Origin of the sequence: Ruthenibacterium lactatiformans (assembly GCF_000949455.1) — a bacterium.
In the GTDB taxonomy this organism is placed as follows: domain Bacteria; phylum Bacillota; class Clostridia; order Oscillospirales; family Ruminococcaceae; genus Ruthenibacterium; species Ruthenibacterium lactatiformans.
The window spans coordinates 68254-86043 of the sequence record NZ_JXXK01000003.1; the positions used below are offsets into that span (position 1 = coordinate 68254).

Here is a 17790-nt window from a genome sequence, read left to right on the forward strand (position 1 = left end):
TTGCAAATTCCTCACGCGTAGGTGTATGATAAGCAACAGAAGGAGCTGGAAACGTTTCCGGGAGCGTTCCCGATAACGGTTGCAGCCTTTCAAAAAAGGGGGATGCAGCTGTTGACGATCAAGGACATCGCAAGGGAATCCGGGTACGCCGTATCCACCGTTTCCCGCGCGCTGAACGACCATCCTGACGTTTCCCGTGAGGCTAAGGAAAAGATCAAGGCCATCGTCGCGGCGCATAAATTCGTGCCCAACAGCAATGCCCGCCAGTTGAAGGTACAGCAGAACCGCAGCATCATCATTGTGGTGAAGGGCGCGTTCAACATGTTTTTCGCCGCCATTCTGGAACGGATGCAGAGCCTTATTTCCTGCTCCGGGTACAGCGCCGAGGTCCATTACCTGGACGAGGACGCCGATGAGGTGCTGGTGGGCGAGCAGCTTCAGCGCGAGCGCAAACCTCTGGGGTTCATTTTCCTGGGCGGCAACACCTGCAGCTTTGAGGCACGCTTTTCCGCCATTGCCGTGCCCAGCGTGCTGGCTACCACACTTGCAGATCACCTGAACTTTGGAAACCTGTCCAGCGTGGGCATCGACGATACCGCCGCCGGACGGCGCGCGGCCCGTTTTCTGCTTTCCCGCGGGCACCGGCGCATTGCCGTTATCGGCGGCAACCGGGCGGTCTCCTCCATCAGCGACCAACGCTACCAGGGGTTCCTGCAGGGCTTTGCAGACGAGGGGCTTTCCCACGATGAGGCGCTGTATCAAAAGGCGAATTACAATCTCGGCAGCGGATATCGTGCCATGAACAAGCTGCTGGCCCGGGAAGCGGGCTTCACCGCCGTGTTCTGCATGTCGGATATCATGGCTGTGGGCGCCATGCGCGCCCTCACAGATGCGGGGCTCCGCGTTCCGCAGGATATCTCCGTACTGGGCTTCGACGGCATCGAGCTGGGGCAGTACGCGGTACCGCGGCTGGCCACGGTATCCCAGCCGCAGCAGGAGATTGCCGACCAGAGCGTGGCCCTTCTGCTGGGACAGATCGAAAAGGCTGCTCCTCCGCAGACGCGCGTGGTGAGCACCGGGCTTCTGGAGGGCGAATCTGTCGCCTCCGTAACATCTGATATTTGACGGCAGCTTCATACCGTCTTTAAAGCCGCATCTGCCGAAGTAAGCGCAAATGCATTGTTTAGAGACGATCAGTTCTGCCGTTGAATGATAAATTTTTTTAGGAGGACCAATATGAAAAAGGTACTTGCACTTGTACTTGCGCTTTGCCTGGCTCTTTCCCTTGCCGCCTGCGGCGGCTCCGGCTCGAGCAGCTCTACGCCCGCGGCTTCGGGCTCCGGCAGCGAACCCGCCGCCAGCACCACCCCCACGGCCGCAGGTTCTGTTTATTACCTGAACTTCAAGCCTGAGCAGGACGAGGCCTGGCAGACGCTCGCCAAAGCTTACACCGCGGAAACGGGCGTTCCCGTAACCGTCGTGACGGCCGCCTCCGGCGAATACGAAACGACGCTTATGGCCGAGATGGGCAAAAGCGAAGCCCCGACGCTGTTCCAGGTGAACGGCCCCGTCGGCCTCGCCAACTGGAAGGATTACTGCTATGACCTTTCCGGCTCCGACATCTACACCCAGCTCACCAGCGATGACTATGCGCTGAAGGAAGGCGACACCGTCTACGGCATCGCGTACGTCATCGAGAGCTACGGCATCATCACCAACAAGACCCTGTTGGAGAAAGCCGGCTATACCCTCGAGGACATCCAGAGCTTTGAGGATCTGAAGAAAGTTGCCGAGGATATTACCTCCCGCAAGGACGAGCTGGGCTTTGCCGCGTTTACCAGCGCGGGCATGGACGGCAGCTCCGACTGGCGCTTCAAGACCCATCTGGCCAACCTGCCCGTTTACTTTGAATATCAGGAAGATGGCATCAGCACCACCGACGCCATCAAGGGCACATATCTGGACAATTACAAGGCCATCTGGGATCTGTATATCAACAACAGCACCTGCGAGCCCAGTGAGCTGTCCGCCAAAACCGGCGACGACTCCCGCAATGAGTTTTTGGCCGGCGAGGCCGTGTTCTTCCAGAACGGCTCCTGGGAGTACGGCAACCTGACGGGCGAGGGCAAATATACGGACGACGACCTCGCCATGATCCCCATTTATATCGGCGTGGGCGACGAGGCCAACCAGGGCCTGTGCACCGGCACCGAGAACTACTGGTGCGTGAACAAGGAAGCCTCCGAGGACGACATCCAGGCCACGCTGGACTTCATCAACTGGTGCGTCACCTCCGAGCAGGGCACCAAGGCCATGGCCGACGACATGGGCTTTGTCATCCCGTTCAAAACCGCGCAGGAGTCCCCGAACCTGTTCGTAAAGCAGGACGCCGAGATGACCGCCGCGGGCAAGACCCCGGTGTCGTGGAACTTCACCACCATGCCTTCCGAGGAATGGAAAAACGGCGTTGGTTCTGCGCTGACAGCGTATGCCGCCGGCACGAGCGACTGGAACGGCGTTGTCTCCGCTTTCGTGGACGGCTGGGCCAGCGAGGCCGCGCTGAACGCGGCGTAAGCGAATACCGCAGCAAAATGGGGGAGCTTGGCTCCCCCATTTTATAAGTAAGCAAAAGAAAAAGGAAAGGAAGGGACCGCAGCCGCTATGGAAAAGACGCTCAAAAAATATTTCCCGCTGTTTGTGCTGCCGACGCTGGCCGCGTTCATCATCGGGTTCATCGTCCCCTTTGCAGAGGGCATCTATCTCTCCTTCTGCAAATTCACCACGGTGGGCAACGCCTCTTGGGTGGGCGTTTCCAATTATGTCAAAGCGTTTTCGGACGCCACGTTCCGCAGCGCGTTCTGGTTCACACTGGGCTTCACAGCCGTGTCCACCATTCTCATCAACGTGCTGGCCTTTGCCATCGCGCTGCTGCTCACGCGGGGCATCAAGGGCACCAATGTATTCCGCACCGTGTTCTTTATGCCGAATCTCATCGGCGGCATCGTGCTGGGCTACATCTGGCAGATCCTCATCAACTGCGTGCTGTCGCTGGTCAAACAGCCGCTGCTGCAGCTCAACACGGCGGCCGGCTACTGGGGGCTCATCATCCTGATGTGCTGGCAGCAGGTGGGTTATATGATGATCATTTATATCGCCGGGCTTCAGAACGTGCCCGGGGACCTTATCGAGGCTGCGCAGATCGACGGCGCGAACCCCTGGCAGGCGCTGGTGCGCATCAAGCTGCCGATGGTCATGTCCTCCGTCACCATATGCCTGTTCCTGTCGCTGACGAACTCATTCAAGCTGTTCGACCAGAACCTTTCGCTGACAGGCGGCGAACCCAATCACGCCTCCGAGATGCTGGCCCTGAACATCTATAACACGTTCTATACCCGCTCCGGCCCGCAGTGGAAGGGCATCGGCCAGGCAAAGGCCGTCATTTTCTTCGTGCTCGTGGTAGCCATAGCCCTTGTTCAGCTCAGGGCAACACGTTCCAGGGAGGTGCAGCAGTAATGGTCAAGGCAAAAAAAGGCTTCAATCTGTTCTGGACGGTGCTGCTCTCCGTAGCATCTGTCCTGTATGTGTACCCAATCCTCATGATACTGCTGAACTCCTTTAAAAAGGAGACCTCCATCAGTACTTCTACGGCGTTCCTGCCGCCCACGGCAGATACCTTTGCCGGCGCGGCAAACTACGTCAACGCCATTTCTTCCAAGGGCTTTTTACAGAGTTTCTGGTACAGCACGCTCATCACCGTCACCAGCGTGGCACTCATCCTGCTGTGCTGTTCCATGTGCGCGTGGTACATCACCCGCGTCAATTCTCTGATGAGCAAGGCCATGTACTATCTGTGTGTGTTCAGCATGGTGGTGCCGTTCCAGATGGTGATGTTTACACTTTCCCAGACGGCGGACAGTCTGGGCCTGAACAAGCCCTCCAACATTGCCATCATCTACCTGGGCTTCGGCGCGGGGCTGGCGGTGTTCATGTTCTGCGGTTTTGTCAAAAGCATCCCGCTGGAGATCGAAGAGGCTGCCATGATCGACGGCTGCAACCCCATCCAGACGTATTTCCGCATCGTATTTCCCATTTTCAAGCCCACCATGATCTCCGTCGCCATTCTGGAGGCCATGTGGGTGTGGAACGACTATCTGCTGCCCACGCTGGTGCTGGACATCAAAAAATACCGCACCATCCCCATGCTCATCCAGTACTTCCGCGGCAGCTACGGCCGCGTGGAGATGGGCCCCATGATGGCCTGCATCATGCTCACGGTGCTGCCCATCATCATTCTGTACCTGGCGTGCCAGAAGTATATCATTGAGGGCGTCGTGGCCGGGGCGGTGAAAGGCTGATGCGCACCAGCGGCATCCTGATGCCTGTCTCCTCTCTGCCCTCGCCCTACGGCATCGGCAGCCTGGGGGCGGAAGCCTACCGTTTTGTGGATTTTCTGGCGGCGGCCGGGCAGCGGTACTGGCAGATCCTGCCCATCGGGCCCACGGGCTACGGCGACAGCCCGTACCAGAGCTTTTCGGCCTTTGCGGCCAACCCCTATTTCATCGACCTCGACGCGCTGGAGCAGCGCGGCCTGCTGACGCACGACGAGATCGCACGCTTTGATTTCGGCCCTGAAGCGCCCGAAGGCATCGACTACGGCGCCCTGTTCCGCACGCGCTTTGCCGTGCTGGAGCTGGCCGTGCGCCGCTTTGATGCCGGGGAGGACGCATTCCGCGATTTCTGCGCCGCCAACGCGTTCTGGCTGGACGATTACGCGCTGTTCATGGCTTTGAAGGCGGAAAACGGCATGCGCGCCTTTTCGCTGTGGCCCAAAGACGTACGCGCGCGCAGACCCGCGGCGCTGGCCGCAGCACGGGCGCGTCTGGCAGGGCAGGTCCGCTTCTGGCAGGTGGTGCAATACCTGTTTTACGAGCAGTGGGCCGCTCTGAAGGCCTACGCCAACGCAAAGGGCGTGGAGTTCATCGGTGACATTCCTATCTACGTTTCGCCGGATTCCTCCGACCTCTGGGCCGACCCTTCGCTGTTCCAGGTAGACGCGGACGGCGCGCTGACGGAGGTGGCGGGCTGCCCGCCGGACGCTTTCGCGGCGGACGGGCAGCTTTGGGGCAACCCGCTGTACAACTGGGATGTACACTTAAAGACCGGGTGCGCCTGGTGGATACGACGGCTGCGCCATGCAAGCGCCGTGTACGATGTGGTCCGTATCGACCACTTTCGCGGCTTTGAAAGCTATTACGCCATTCCCGCCCGGGACAAAACCGCAGTGAACGGCGTGTGGCGCAAGGGGCCCGGCACGGCGTTCATCGACGTCATACGCCGAAAGCTGCCGGACGTGCGCATCATTGCCGAGGATCTGGGCTATCTGACGGACGATGTAAAGGCACTGCTGCGCGCCAGCGGCTTTCCCGGTATGAAGGTGCTGCAGTTCGCCTTCGATTCCCGGGAGGAAAGCGACTATCTGCCCCACAACTACACACAGAATTCTGTTGTGTACACAGGCACCCACGACAACACCACCACGGCGGACTGGGAGCTTTCGGCTCCGGCCGGGGACGTGGCGTTCGCCAGGCGTTATCTGGATGTGGACGGCGGCGCCGATTTCACGCGGCGTTTTATCCGCGCAGCGCTGGCAAGCGTTTCGGTCACCGCCGTTATTCCCATGCCGGACTGGCTGGGCCTTGGCGCCGAGGCGCGCATCAACACGCCCTCCACGCTGGGCGGCAACTGGCTGTGGCGCATGGACCCCGCCGCGCTGACGGACGCTTTGGCGGCCGATATTCTGGCTTTGACGAAGCTGTACGGCCGCTGCTGATCCGCACCTTCCCCTTTTCCTTTTTCTTAAAACGAAAGCGCGTCCCGCACGGCTGAACAGCCGGCTGGGCGCGCTTTCGCTTTGTGTTTTTCTTTTTCCGAATGCCTGTATACTTTTCCCTGTATTAACAGATAATAGTATCATGCATCAGAAATTGGGAGGCAGCAATTATGAAAGCAACCGGCATCGTGCGCCGTATCGACGACCTTGGGCGTGTGGTCATCCCCAAGGAAATACGCCGAACCCAGCTCATCCGCGTGGGCGACCCGCTGGAGATCTTCGTCTCCGGCGCGGGCGAGGTGATCTTCAAGAAATACAGCCCCATCGGGGAACTTTCGGCCTTTGCCGCAAGCTATGCGGAGGTGCTCTACAAAGCGGCGGGCGCGTCCGTCGCCATTGCGGACCGGGACCGCGTGGTGGCTGCGGCCGGAGCAGCGCGGGACGCCGTTGAAAGATCTCTCGCTCCCGTTTATACCCGCGCGGTAGAGCAGCGCCGTCTGTTCACGGCGGCGGACGCCGCCAGCGCCCTGCCCCTGTGCGAGGGCGTGGACACAAGCGCCACAGCCCTGATGCCCATTTTGTGCAACGGAGACCTCATCGGCAGCGTGGCGCTGACGGGCAGCATGCCCGACGAAGCCATGGTGCTGCTGGTAAAGGTAGCCGCCGCATTTCTGGGCAAGCAGATGGAAGAATAGCGGACGTCCTATGCAGCCCCTGTAAGCTTCTTTCCGCCGCCTTCGTGTTTTGCGTTTTTTCACAGCGATCGTCAATTGAAAACTTGGACAAACGTATTTTCGCTCAGCTGCTCCGGCAGCAGGGCCGGCACATAGGCGTAGGTCACGCTCTTGTAGCCTTCCGGGTCTCCGTCGTCAAAAAAAGGCGCTTCGCCGTCCGGGCTGTCGATCAAAAAGCAGTAAACGGGCTGGATGGTATCCATCAGGCGGCTCCGGTAATAGGTGATCTCCCAATGCAGGATATTCACCGCACCGCCGTCGTAACCGCCCTGCGTGCCGCCGATCCAGGCCTCACCGGCCATCAGCGCGCCCTTTGCGTCGTCCAGCGTGCGCAGGGCATAGGTGCCCAGCACCTGTGGTTCCAGCGGGAACGTCACAGCGGTCAGGTCCCCTTCCGGCGCGGAAAGCTGGATGCGCCGGAAGCTGTAATTGTACAGCTTTTGCGCCAGCGTGTCCGAAGCGCTCCCCGCTTCATAAAACGCACTGATGGCCGTACTGTACTCTTTGTAGATATTATAATCGCCCGTGGATTCAAACGCAGGATTTTCCAGCGTCACAAACTTCGCGCCGAAATGATCGTAGAAATAGCGGTACAGCGCTTCGCCAGACAGCCCTTTCGGCGCAGCCAATAAGTTATCCCCCTGTTCATACCGGTAAAAACGTACCTCCTGCCCGTTTAGGGAATAGCTTACGCCGTCCGCCTTGCCGCTGGCATAGGGGCTGTAATACGCCGTGTCCAGCGGGCCGGAGGTATCGTATGAAAACGCCTCCAGCGTGCCGCCCAGTTTGGCCGCCGTGTCCTCCAGCGCCGCGCGCATCTCTGCTTCTCCGTCCGGCACCGCATACACAGGCAGCTCTGTGGGCAGTTCCCCGGCAGGCAGGTCATAGGTGGGGTTCGCGCCCGCCAGGTCCGCATCCGTCCGGACGGTAATATCTCCCATGCCCATACCGCCGCCTTCCGCGGCGAACAGCAGCCTGCCCTCCTTGCGCGCGCCGGCCTGCGCGTCCTCCGTTGTCTCCGGCGCTGCCGCCGCAGAGCTTGCCGTGCCCGCTGTGTCCTGCGCTGCGGCGACGCGGGGCGCCTGTTCCGTCTCCTGGCCCTCGTCCGCCGCGCCCCCGGCGCTCTGCAGGCTGTACTGCGCGGGGGCGGCGCTGCCCGCCGGGCGCATCGCCACGCCCCAGAACCAGGCCGCCGGCACCGCCAGCAGCGCCACCGCCGCCGCGACGGGCAGTGCCGCGCGGCGCAGGCGCGGATGTTTTTTGCCCGAAACGCGCAGTGCCGGCCGCCCGGCCGCGCCCGGCGCTTCCTGCTCCGCCTCGGCGGCGCGCATTTTGGCCAGCGTGTCGGTCATCCATTCCTCGCTGGGGGCCAGCTTGCCGAACGCGGAGATATAATCGTCTTTATACATCGTCAAACTCCCCCTTCAAAGCAGTTTTCAATAATTTGCGCGCCCGCGCAAGCTGCGAGAGCACCGTGTTCTGCGGCATTTCCAGAATGGCCGCGATCTCACCGGTGGCATAACCCTCAATATAATATAAGTAGATGACCTGCCTGTATTTTTTCGGCAGGCGGTTCACCGCCTCCACTACGGCGGTCTCGTCGGGGGTGAAGGGCGTGTCCGGGAAATCATCCTCCAGGCCGGTCGTTTTGCGCTGCCAGGCACTGCGAAAAAAGCTCTTGCAGCGGTTGATGGTCACCCGCAGCAGCCAGGCCTTTTCATGCTCGGCGCTCTCAAACGCAGGTTTTGCCTTTACATAGCTGATGAACACCTCCTGGGCGATGTCCTCCGCGTCCTCTTTGTTTTTCACCATGGCATACGCCGCGGCAAATACCGTGGCGGCGTAGCGCTCCAAAACTTCCTCGGCGCCGGCGCATACGGCAGCGTCGCTCATACCCCTTCCCCCTTTCACCAAAGGATCCTCACATTTTTCATACGAATGAGCCGCGCGGATTATTGCACGGCTCTTTCGGTTCATTGTAACACAAAAGCATTCGAACGCAAAGAAGCGGCGGAGCCCCAACGCGCCCCGCCGCTTTATTCAAAACCCCTCCGGAATGCTCAGCTCTTTGAAAATGTGAAGCTCGCGGGCAGCTTTGCCGCGCGGGACACCGGCTGCCAGATCAGCAGCGCCAGGTAATAGTCCACCATGCTGTGCACCACTGTGCCCACGCCCACAAGACCCAGCACCGTGGAGACGAACGTCCCCTCCATCGTCATGCCCGAAAACCAAAACGCCGTCACCACAACGGCTTCCAGAACGCCATGGATCACGCCCATCACCAGCCCGAACAGGAAAATACTCAGGCCGTTTTTCATCACAGCGGGTTTTTTCGCCAGCAGGAACGCGCCTATGGCCACAAACACCACCTGGCTGAGCGCCCGCAGCACCACCACGGGCGGAAAGCCCGCCAGCAGGAAGCCCAGTGTCGCGCCCAGCTCCACCGTGAGCGCCACCGCAGGCGAGATGAACATGGCAATGAAAATCGCCACATGGCTGCCCAGCGTGAAACTCATGGGCCCCAGCTGTATCTTTACAGGCGAGATCATCGGGATCAATATGGCGATGGCGCACAGCAGCGCGGCCACGCACATTCTCTGAATGCGTACAGTATTTTTGGCTGCGGACATAAACAGGTTCCTCCCCAACATCCACTGTGCAGACACCATGCACGACACGTGTCTTGACACATATTTTTTCTATACTATACGCGCTTGGGGCCCCTGCGTCAACCGCAGGCAGCAAATTCCCCTTTTTCCACCAAAAATAATGCCGCCGGAAACACTGTGTTTGGGCAACACGCCTTGCCGTTCCTGCGGCGGGGCGGCCCTATACGCCGCCCTGCGTCTGCGCGGCACACCGCGCGTGCGCGTCTAACCACCGGGCGACGCCGTCCTCGTCGTTTGCGCCGATGACGCCCGTGGCTACGGCCTTCAGCACATCTGCGGCGTTCGCCACAGCATATGCCTCGTCGGCGGCCTCAAACAGGTCCACATCATTTTCTCCGTCCCCGAACACGACCAGCCGCCCGCATCCGAGGCTGCTTTTCAGCCACAGGGCCGCACTGGCCTTGGAGGCCGCTTTCGGCATGATCTCCAGCCACTGCTCCCGGGTGTACAGATCCACCTGGAACACACAATGATATTGCTCCCGGTATTTTTCATAAAGAGGCAGCAGCTTTTCCCTCTCGTCAATACAGGTGAAGTAAAAAATATCCCCCGCACGCAGTGTGCGCCGCGTTGCGACGGGGTTCGCCCTTCTGTCGTTTTTCCGCGTCTCAAGGAACGCCCGCATTCCCCGCGTACACCGGGCAGGCAGATAGGAAAACATCTCTCTGCCCCCGGCCACCGCATAGACGATGGGGAACACGCCGCACGCCTCCAGTTCGTCCAGGATCTCCGCCGCTTCCCCGCCGAAAAAATTCATCTGTAAAAACGAGCCGTCCCGGTGGTCCGCCACTGCTGCGCCGTTGTAAACGATCAGCGGTATTTCAGCTTCCAGCCCGGCCGTCACCTTCCGCGCCGTCTGGAACGACCGCGCCGTGGCATAGGAAAACAGCATGCCTTCCCCCACCAGCCGGTTGACCGTCCGGTTGGTATACCCGGATGTCCTTTCGTCGCTGCGCAGCAGGGTACCGTCCAGATCGGATACATACAAAGTCCTCATCGCGTCCTCCCGTCCGAGGGCTCCCGCAAAACCGCAGGCGCGCCGGGCATCCTACCGCCCGGCGCAGCAAGCCTCGTCATTTTTCCAGGCCCATCAGATATCCCTTCTCCTCCAGTGCGGCCAGCACCCGCGCTTTGCGCGCCTCGTCCGGGCACACGAGCGTGTGCAGATGGATGTCTCCCGTCAGGCTGCACAGGGGCTGCGCGCCGTTTTTCTGCAGGGCATCCCAAAAAACGTCCGCATCATAACGGCTGAATACCTGCAGCTGGCCCGAAAGCTGGCCGTACACCGGGTGCTCCACGGTCACATCCAGCACGCCGCACCCGCAGTCCGCCACGGTATACAGCTCGTCCAGCAGGCCGTCCAGGCCGTGGCGGCATGCCACGGTGCAGCGCACGCCGCCGCCCTCCTGTCCGCCGCCCAGCACATAGCCGCGCGGCGTAGCTACAATGGGCGAGCCCGCCGCCCGCAGCAGCGCCACATCCCCCACCACGACCTGCCGGCTCACGCCAAGGCGCGCCGCCAGCGCGGCCGCGCTCACCGGGCCGGACGCCCCGGCCAATGCCTGCAATATCTCATCTCTGCGCCGGGCCGCCGTCATGGGCCGCGCCTCCCTCCGTGCTTCTCCGCAAGGCGGCACACGCCGCCGTTTGAGGCCAGTATAGCATGTTTCCGGCAAAAAAACAAAACGAAAATGCCGGTATTCACAGCACGTTTACAAACGCGCTTGAATTTTGTCATATTCCGGCGTTACAATAGAAGATACAGTGAGGAGTTGAAGCATATGAACGAGCAACCCAAACCCAATAAAAAGCCATTCTTTTACTATGCGATGATCGCGATGCTCATCCTGATGCTGCTGAACGCGTTTGTGTTCCCCAGCCTGATGACCCCGCGCGTGACGGAAGTAAGCTATGACAAGTTCCTGGACATGCTTTCGGGCGGCCAGGTGACCGTGGTGGAGCTGCAGGAAAACGAGCGTGAGCTTTATTTCAAAGCTGCAGATGAAAACGGGGCGGAACGGATCTACTCCACGGGCGTGTTCCCGGACGCGGACCTGCAAAAGCGCCTGTCCGAGAGCGGCGTCACCTTTTCCGCCGTGGCTCCGCAGGAAAACAGCACCCTGATGAATTTCCTGTTCACCTGGATCTTCCCCACGCTCATCCTGATCCTTCCCATGGTGCTGTTGTGGCGTATGATGCAAAAGCGCATGGGCGACGGCAGCAATATGATGTCCTTCGGCATGGGCAAGAGCAACGCCAAGATGTACGTGGCCGCTCAGACGGGCAAGACCTTTGCCGACGTGGCCGGGCAGGAGGAGGCCAAGGAAGCGCTGGAGGAGATCGTGGATTTCCTGCACAATCCGGATAAATACCGCAGCGTGGGCGCCGTAATGCCCAAGGGCGTTCTGCTTGTCGGCCCTCCGGGCACCGGCAAGACGCTGCTGGCCAAGGCTGTGGCCGGCGAGGCCAATGTGCCGTTTTTCTCCATCGCGGGCAGCGAGTTTGTGGAGATGTTCGTGGGACAGGGCGCGGCCCGTGTGCGCGACCTGTTCAAACAGGCGAAAGAAAAGGCCCCCTGCATCGTGTTCATCGACGAGATCGACACCATCGGCAAAAAGCGTGACGGCAGCGGCATCGCGGGCAACGACGAACGCGAGCAGACGCTCAACCAGCTGCTCAGCGAGATGGACGGCTTCGACGGCTCGTCCGGCGTCGTCATTCTGGCGGCAACCAACCGTCCCGAAACGCTGGACAAAGCGCTTCTGCGCCCCGGCCGTTTCGACCGCCGTGTGCCCGTCGAACTGCCGGACCTGCAGGGCCGCGAGGCCATTCTGCGTGTCCATGCCAAGGACGTGATGATGGCCGACGACATTGATTATAAGGCCGTGGCGCGGGCTACCTCCGGCGCGTCCGGCGCAGAGCTTGCCAACCTTATCAACGAAGCCGCGCTGCGCGCCGTCAAGTGCAACCGCCGCATCGTCACACAGGAAGACCTGACGGAATCCGTAGACGTGGTGGTGGCGGGCTACCAGCGCAAGAACGCAGTGCTTTCGCCCCATGAAAAAGAGATCGTCGCCTATCACGAAATCGGCCATGCTCTGGTTGCCGCGCTGCAGTCCAATTCCGCGCCCGTGACCAAGATCACCATCGTGCCGCGCACCTCGGGTGCGCTGGGCTATACGATGCAGACGCCGGAGGCCGACACGGTGCTGCTCTCCAAGGAAGAGGCGCTGGCGAAGATCGCCACGCTGACGGGCGGGCGCAGCGCCGAGGAGCTGATCTTCGGCAGCGTCACCAGCGGCGCGTCCAACGACATCGAGCAGGCCACCAAGCTGGCCCGCAGCATGGTAACGCGCCTGGGCATGAGCGAAACATTCGATATGACGGCGCTGGAGACCGTGAGCAACCAGTATCTGGGCGGCGACGCAGCCCTGGCGTGCAGTGCCGAGACCGCCACCAAGATCGACAAAGAGGTGGTGGAGATCATCCGCACAGCCCACGAAAAGGCCATCGGCATTTTGAAAGACAACATGGATAAGCTGCACGAGCTTGCCAAATATCTGCTGGAAAAAGAGACCATCACCGGCGATGAATTCATGGCGATCCTGAATCGGTAAAAAATAAGCGGCAGGCCTACGTCCCATATGGGACGTAGGCCTGCCGTAAGGAGTTTTGCGGCATGAACAGCACTTCGGAACAGCAGGATGCACAGCACCTGCGTATGACGACCGCACCGGTGCCGGGGCTTATCCTCTCTCTCCGTCCCCAGCATCATCACCTGCATCATCACTTCGGTCTACAACATGGCCGACACGTTCTTTGTGGCGCAGCTGGGCACGGCCGCCGTAGCAGCGGTGGGCGTTGTGTTTTCCATATCCTCGGTGCTCTCTGCACTGGGCTTCTGGATGGGTACAGGCGGCAGCAGCCTTGTCAGCCTGTATCTGGGCGCACGGGAAAAGGAAAAGGCGCACTGCGCCGCCAGCACGGGCTTTTTTCTTACTTTGGGGCTGGGCGGCGTGATCGCTGCGGGCGGGCTGCTGGCGCTGCAGCCGCTGATGCGCCTGCTGGGCAGTACCGATACCATCCTGCCCGAAGCCGAGGCTTACGCCGTTCCCATCCTGCTGGCTGCGCCTTTCCAATGCTCCAGCCTGGCGCTGGCGCAGTGCCTGCGCGCCGAGGGAAAAAGCAAGGAGAGCATGGCCGGGCAGCTTGCAGGCGGGCTTTTGAACATTGTGCTGGACCCTCTGTTCATTTACACGCTGGGCATGGGCATCCGGGGTGCGGGCGCGGCCACGGCGCTCAGCCAGGTGATGGTGTGGGCCGCGCTGCTGTGGTTCTATGTGCGCGGCAAAACATCCGTGCGCATTTCGGTGCGGCAGGTGGCCCGCACCCCGCAGATGGTGAAGCTGATTTTCACCACAGGCTTTCCCAGCCTGTGCCGTCACTGCGGCAACGCGCTGGCCACCATCGTGCTCAACCGCGCAGCGGGCGGCTTTGGAGACGCTGCCATCGCCGCGTTCAGCATCGCATCCCGCGTCTCGGGGCTGGCGCTCTCCGTGTCCATCGGCTTTGTGCAGGGGCTTCAGCCCGTGGCCGGCTACGCCCACGGCAGCAAAGACCACGCGCGGCTGAAAAGCGCGTTCCGCTTCTGCTGCGCCGCCAGTATGTCCGCTCTGACGGCGCTGGCCGTGATCATTGCCGCAGCCGCGCCATGGATCGTGCGCATGCTCAGCCCCAGCGACGGCGGCCTTGTGGAAACCGGTGCGGCCGTGCTGCGCGCCACCTGCATCGCACTGCCGTTCACCACGTTCATCAACTGCACGGGCACGCTGTTCCAGGCCATACGGGAAAGCGCGCGCAGCAGCGCGCTGGTTCTTGGCAAACAGGTGTGCGTCTACATCCCGCTGCTGCTGGCCCTGCCCCGCGTCTGGGGCATGAACGGCCTGATGGCCGCAATGCCGCTGGCCGACGCTCTTGGCTTCGTTGCCGCGCTGTGGATGGCCCGCAGCTATTTTGCATATACAGCTACCGTTGCAGAACTATAAAAGCTCTTACTAATAAATTAATTATCGTTCATACCAAATTTAAAGCTCAATAACTTTCTCTTATAAAGAGTCTCCAAATCAATAATTTCATTACTCGTCAACGTTTTGGGTAAAATTTGTAAAATCGAAAACTGAAAATCCTGATACCGCTCCGGATAGCAGCAAATCAATTCTTTCATCAGCTTATTACCGCCATGCAGAGTAGATACATAGTAGGACCAGCGCCCCAACAAACCGCCTTCCCCGTACGCTGACCCGACATACTGTTTTCCCGTTGTCCGGTCTACAATTAAATAAATCGCATTTACGGATGAAAGCGCCGTATGCCATTCGCTGTATACGGATTGGTTCTCTACAATTTCTTTTAGTTCCCTGTAAGATAAAATCAGATTTTCATATCCCGAAAAAACCATGTTGGGCGCAGAGGAAATCGACACAATCGGTTTTTCTGTACTCCCTTTTTGATGCCACGCGCGTGCCGCCGTTCCCCAGTCGATGACCAATCGATTTTCATACTCTGACAGAGATTCTACCCGCGATAAATCGTAATACTCATTTTCGCCCTGAAACCATTCTTTCCTCGGGAAACCATCCGGCGCGACATCCGGTGTATCCGGCACGGAATCTCCCACCCTATAACATGCATAGAATTTTGCTTTGGTCCCTTTGTCGCTGATAAATACCGCCCAATAGTCATATCCCCGGCTGAAACCCCTTTTTTGCTGCCTGGTATATTCCAAAACCATTTTTTTATTATAACAGGCTTTAAAGCCCGGGTCAGTCAGCGCGTGACGAATCAGTTTCACCTTGGCAGGATCTAACCCCACTCGGCATAGCACGTCTGAAAAATATAAAATAGCCATTTTTCCCCTCCAAAAACCGCCTGTTTTCAGCACAGTGAAAGCAGGTGGTTTGTTCATTTTATTCGTGCATGCCGCAAAATCATTTCGGCTGTTCCGTCGCAGCCTCTGCCGCGGTTCCCTTCTCCGGCTTCTCCTCCGCCTGTGCGGCGGCTTCGGCCTGCTCCGTCGCTTCCTCCGCGGCAGCCGCCTGCGCGGCGTCCGCGGCCTCCTCCACCGCCTGCGCGCCGGCGGCCACGGTCTCCTTTACGCGCTCCAGCAGGTCCTCCGCGCCGTCGCGCAGACGGCCCGCAACGGCGGGAGCCTCCTCAGCCACATATCCGGCAAACGCCGAGCCAGCGTCCGCCACCGCGTCGCCCGCTTCATACAGCGCGTCTCCGGCGTCGTGCAGCGCCCCTTTCAGCTCCACGGTATCCACGCCCGCTTTCTCGGCAGTGCCTGTCACCACTTCTTTTACCTTTGCGCCCGCGTCGCTCAGCACGCCGCCCGCCGCGCGGGCAATATCCTCCAGCACGCTGCCCGCGGGTACGTCCTGCGGCTCGGCCCCGGCGGCTGCCGCCGCAGCGTCGGCCACTTTGTTTTCCTCATATTTTTGGGCCACCTTCAATGCGGCGAAAGCGGCGCCCGCCGTTACGCCAAGGCCCAGCAAGCCTTTTAAAAATCCCATAACTCTACGCTCCTTTACAGCAAAATGGGCAACCGCCCGCCCTGCGTCACCGCCCGGCGGGCTTCCTTGCTTTCATTATAGATTCCCCGCGCCGGTTTGCCAAGCATTTCGCGGCATGTCACAAAAAGTTTGCAATTCGTTCCCGGTTTGGCCGCAAATGCGCCGTTTCGCGGCGGCTTATGCCTGCGTGCGCTCGATCTCCCGGATGCGCGCAAAGCCTTCGTGTACCATACCGGCTTTGTCCGGCGTCATGCCGTCGCACCAGCCGCTGTCCACAAATGCCAGTGCCATACGCCCGGCCACCGCGGGGGTCACGACTTTTTCGCCCATGGCCATCACGTTCGCGTTTGTGATGCGCCGCAGCTCGGCGGCAGTATATTCGCTTTCACAGGCCACGGCGTATACGCCGCGAAACTTGCCGGCCGTCATGCATACGCCGGCGCCGCTTCCGCACATCACAAAACCGCGCTCATACGCGCCGCTCTGAATGGCGCGCGCCAAAAGCTCGCCCGCCTCGTAATAGCGCACGGTCTCATCCTCCCGCTGCTGGCCAACGTCCGTAACGTCGTGGCCCGCCTCCCGCAGCACCTGCTTGACATGCTCTTTCAAACGGAATCCCGACGCATCGGATGCAATGGCGATTTTCATACAAAAACTCCTTTCGACGGTGTGCCGCCGTTTGTTTTCAGCAATTTCGCACAGCCGTGCCGCTTTTTATCTTATCTTAAAAAACCGCATGATGCGGTAGCCGATGTAGCGGAACACATCCGCCACCAGCCACAGCTCGATGAGCGCGTAATGGGGCAGATTGCGCCACCGGAATTTCGGCTTTTTCACTTTCGGGATGGCCCGGAACGCCTCCCGCGCGCCTTTGATGTACGGCGTCCAGAATCCCCGCAGCCCGAACACCAGAATTTTGAGCAGATAGCCCAGCGCAAGCGGGATAAAATTCAGAAGGAGCATGCCCAGCGGCATATTTTTGTAGGGCAGCAGAATGCTGTTGCGCCCGCTCTGCACGCTTTTGAATTCGTTGTACCGCACTGCGCCCGTCGTCGCACCGCAGATGTGGTAGCACTTGGCCGCCGGGCAATACAGGTTTTTATAACCCAGACTGTTGGCCCGCCAGCTGATGTCCACATCCTCGAAATAAGCAAAAAACAGCTCGTCGAACAGACCTATCTCATCCAAAATGCTTTTGCGGTACAGGCTGGCCCCTCCGCAGGCGGAAAAAATGCGCCCCGGCTTTGTATAACGCCGCCAGTACATGCCGTCGCCCCGCTTGCACGCCCACCCGAACAGCGTGACATAATCCCCCGCATCGTCACAGATGTCCCGTTCAAAATGCCGGATCATCAGGCTTTGCACCGCAAAAGCGCGCGGCTCGGCATCCGCCATGGCAATGAGCTGTGCCAGCCAGTCCGGCTGTGCAAAGGCGTCGTTGTTGAACAGCACCACATATTCGCCTTTTGCCAGGCCGATGCCCGTGTTCACCGCTGCGGAAAAGCCGGTGTTTGTCTGGTTCTCCACCAGCGTGTAGCCCGGGCGGCCCACATAGCTGCGGGCAATGGCCAGGCTCTCGTCTGTGGAGCCGTTGTCGATGATGATAAGCTCGAAGTCCTGCTCCGTCTGCGCCCAGATCGATTCAATGGAATCGCGCAGCCAGCCCGCGCCGTTCAGATTCGGTATTACAATACTTGCTTTCAAAAGCGTGGTCTCCTTTGATGAAACGTGCTATACTGTTGTTGACGCATGTTTTGGGTTGTACACGCGGTGCACAGCCGCAGCAGCGGCGGGCCTGAGATTATTATAACATGACGCCGCGAAGCGGCCTCGGCAAAACCGCACTTGCTGCGGTTTTGCATGTTTCAATGTCCCCAGGCCCATGCGCGCCAGCGCATCCGCGTGTGCTGCGCACACGCGCAGCCGCGGCAGCGGCGAGCCTGAGATTATTATGCCACAAGCGTCACGTTTTCGCAACGCCGAAC

17 protein-coding genes are annotated in these 17790 nt (G+C 60.0%); 8 read left to right on the forward strand and 9 right to left on the reverse strand.

Annotation, left to right across the window (positions count from 1 at the left end; genetic code table 11):
- Positions 1-102 precede the first annotated feature (102 nt).
- From TQ39_RS03625 to TQ39_RS03650, 6 genes are all read left to right on the forward strand, one after another.
- Positions 103-1125 (forward strand): LacI family DNA-binding transcriptional regulator, encoded by a 1023-nt coding sequence (locus TQ39_RS03625; protein WP_242853448.1) that lies wholly within the window; start codon positions 103-105, stop codon positions 1123-1125.
- 111 nt (positions 1126-1236) lie between these two features.
- The gene (locus TQ39_RS03630) at positions 1237-2574 is read left to right on the forward strand and encodes an ABC transporter substrate-binding protein (protein WP_050004599.1); all 1338 of its coding nucleotides are present in this window, start codon (positions 1237-1239) and stop codon (positions 2572-2574) included.
- Positions 2575-2661: 87 nt separating this feature from the next.
- Complete coding sequence (locus TQ39_RS03635) at positions 2662-3513, forward strand: carbohydrate ABC transporter permease (RefSeq protein ID WP_009321857.1); 852 nt, start codon at positions 2662-2664, stop codon at positions 3511-3513.
- Positions 3513-4355, forward strand: a complete 843-nt coding sequence (locus tag TQ39_RS03640) for a carbohydrate ABC transporter permease (protein ID WP_009321856.1) — start codon at positions 3513-3515, stop codon at positions 4353-4355. Before TQ39_RS03635 ends, TQ39_RS03640 begins: the two co-directional genes overlap by 1 nt.
- Complete coding sequence (gene malQ / locus TQ39_RS03645) at positions 4355-5830, forward strand: 4-alpha-glucanotransferase (RefSeq protein ID WP_050004600.1); 1476 nt, start codon at positions 4355-4357, stop codon at positions 5828-5830. Before TQ39_RS03640 ends, malQ begins: the two co-directional genes overlap by 1 nt.
- Before the next feature lie 170 nt (positions 5831-6000).
- Positions 6001-6525 carry a stage V sporulation T C-terminal domain-containing protein gene (locus tag TQ39_RS03650; protein ID WP_050004601.1) on the forward strand — a complete coding sequence of 175 codons (525 nt, stop codon included), beginning with the start codon at positions 6001-6003 and terminating at the stop codon, positions 6523-6525.
- A gap of 71 nt (positions 6526-6596) precedes the next feature.
- On the opposite strand, the gene TQ39_RS03655 is transcribed toward TQ39_RS03650, so the two are convergent.
- The 5 genes from TQ39_RS03655 to TQ39_RS03675 all read right to left on the reverse strand — a co-directional run bounded on the left by TQ39_RS03655 (position 6597) and on the right by TQ39_RS03675 (position 10831).
- Complete coding sequence (locus TQ39_RS03655; RefSeq protein WP_050004602.1) at positions 6597-7973, reverse strand: hypothetical protein; 1377 nt, start codon at positions 7971-7973, stop codon at positions 6597-6599.
- A complete protein-coding gene (locus tag TQ39_RS03660) occupies positions 7966-8457 on the reverse strand; it encodes an RNA polymerase sigma factor (RefSeq protein ID WP_009321851.1) in 492 nt (163 codons plus the stop codon). Before TQ39_RS03660 ends, TQ39_RS03655 begins: the two co-directional genes overlap by 8 nt.
- A 167-nt stretch (positions 8458-8624) precedes the next feature.
- Positions 8625-9194 (reverse strand): hypothetical protein, encoded by a 570-nt coding sequence (locus tag TQ39_RS03665; protein ID WP_050004603.1) that lies wholly within the window; start codon positions 9192-9194, stop codon positions 8625-8627.
- Positions 9195-9393: 199 nt separating this feature from the next.
- Positions 9394-10230, reverse strand: a complete 837-nt coding sequence (locus TQ39_RS03670; RefSeq protein ID WP_050004604.1) for an HAD-IIB family hydrolase — start codon at positions 10228-10230, stop codon at positions 9394-9396.
- Between the two features lie 76 nt (positions 10231-10306).
- A complete protein-coding gene (locus TQ39_RS03675; RefSeq protein ID WP_009321848.1) occupies positions 10307-10831 on the reverse strand; it encodes a transcription repressor NadR in 525 nt (174 codons plus the stop codon).
- A 183-nt stretch (positions 10832-11014) separates the two neighbouring features.
- Here TQ39_RS03675 and ftsH point away from each other — a divergent pair, with 183 nt between their 5' ends.
- Complete coding sequence (ftsH, locus tag TQ39_RS03680; protein ID WP_050004605.1) at positions 11015-12850, forward strand: ATP-dependent zinc metalloprotease FtsH; 1836 nt, start codon at positions 11015-11017, stop codon at positions 12848-12850.
- Positions 12851-13006: 156 nt separating this feature from the next.
- The gene (locus TQ39_RS03685; RefSeq protein ID WP_276325253.1) at positions 13007-14278 is read left to right on the forward strand and encodes an MATE family efflux transporter; all 1272 of its coding nucleotides are present in this window, start codon (positions 13007-13009) and stop codon (positions 14276-14278) included.
- 17 nt (positions 14279-14295) lie between these two features.
- On the opposite strand, the gene TQ39_RS03690 is transcribed toward TQ39_RS03685, so the two are convergent.
- The 4 genes from TQ39_RS03690 to TQ39_RS03705 all read right to left on the reverse strand — a co-directional run bounded on the left by TQ39_RS03690 (position 14296) and on the right by TQ39_RS03705 (position 17509).
- Positions 14296-15141, reverse strand: a complete 846-nt coding sequence (locus TQ39_RS03690) for a GIY-YIG nuclease family protein (RefSeq protein WP_009321845.1) — start codon at positions 15139-15141, stop codon at positions 14296-14298.
- A 79-nt stretch (positions 15142-15220) separates the two neighbouring features.
- Entirely contained in the window at positions 15221-15805 is a 585-nt protein-coding gene (locus TQ39_RS03695) for a hypothetical protein (RefSeq protein WP_009321844.1), read from the reverse strand.
- A 177-nt stretch (positions 15806-15982) separates the two neighbouring features.
- The gene (locus tag TQ39_RS03700; RefSeq protein ID WP_050004607.1) at positions 15983-16453 is read right to left on the reverse strand and encodes an RpiB/LacA/LacB family sugar-phosphate isomerase; all 471 of its coding nucleotides are present in this window, start codon (positions 16451-16453) and stop codon (positions 15983-15985) included.
- 66 nt (positions 16454-16519) lie between these two features.
- Positions 16520-17509 (reverse strand): glycosyltransferase family 2 protein, encoded by a 990-nt coding sequence (locus TQ39_RS03705; protein ID WP_050004608.1) that lies wholly within the window; start codon positions 17507-17509, stop codon positions 16520-16522.
- Between the last annotated feature and the right edge of the window lie 281 nt (positions 17510-17790).